At 59.5% G+C, this 990-nt stretch carries 1 protein-coding gene; it reads right to left on the reverse strand.

The features are described 5' to 3' along the window. Positions 1-30 precede the first annotated feature (30 nt). Positions 31-876 carry an IS5 family transposase gene (locus tag QSG27_RS29040; protein ID WP_306712337.1) on the reverse strand — a complete coding sequence of 282 codons (846 nt, stop codon included), beginning with the start codon at positions 874-876 and terminating at the stop codon, positions 31-33. Positions 877-990 lie beyond the last annotated feature (114 nt).

Here is a 990-nt window from a genome sequence, read left to right on the forward strand (position 1 = left end):
AGAGGCTGTTGAGAAGAAAGCTGCTGAGATTTAGAGGAAACTTGTGGGTGGGCGGGCGAGCCGCTTCACGAGAATATGGCTCATCGCCATGTAAATAAACGTCTCCTCCGACTCCGGAAGGCGCTCGTAATCTTTTGACAAGCGGCGATGCCTGCCAAGCCATGCGAATGTCCTTTCCACCACCCAGCGGCGCGGCAGAACATGGAATCCTTTGGGAATTTCTGGCGGCTCCTGGCCCGGGGCGAGCCAGAAGCCCTGAACCCCGGTCCACCAATGCTTGACGACTTCGATGGTCCAGCCGAGCCGATCTTTGGCCCAGGTCCTCAGTCCCTGATAATGCGTGTCCGCCCACACGAGTTGGATCGCGGGAAACCACAGGTGCAAGCCTGACAGCAGGAGGATGCCTCCGGCCTTGTCATGAAGATCGGCCGGATGCACCCGTACCTTCAGAACGTCGCCTTCTGTATCGACCAGAGTCTGCCGTTTGCGTCCACTGATCTTCTTGCCACCATCATAGCCACGCGGGCCGCCGGACTCGGTCGTCTTCACGGATTGGCTGTCGATGGCGGCCGCGGTTGGCTGCGCTTTGCGCCCGCGCCGGGTTCGATACTGCTCACGCAGCGCCGCGTTGACCTGTTCCCACTTGCCGCTTTTGCGCCAGCGGCGGAAGTGATCGTACACGTCCGTCCAGGGCGGCAGATCGTGGGGCATCATGCGCCAAGCGATTCCGCCACGCAGGACATACAAGCATCCGTCAATGATGCGCCTCAGGTCGTGTTTGCGCTGCGCTCCGCGATGCTCACTCTTCGTGAAAAGCTTCGAAACGACAGCCCACTCGTCATCGGTCAAGTCGGACGGATACCGGTTCGGGGACATGCGATCACCTCTCAAGGCGACGATGTTGCATGCTGAATCAACGGCTCCTTTGGGGCGTGCGTTGCAAATCAGCATCGATGCTGCATTTGGTCCGCTTTCTTCTCAACAGCCTCT

It is taken from the genome of Azospirillum isscasi (assembly GCF_030849505.1).
GTDB classification, from domain to species: domain Bacteria; phylum Pseudomonadota; class Alphaproteobacteria; order Azospirillales; family Azospirillaceae; genus Azospirillum; species Azospirillum isscasi.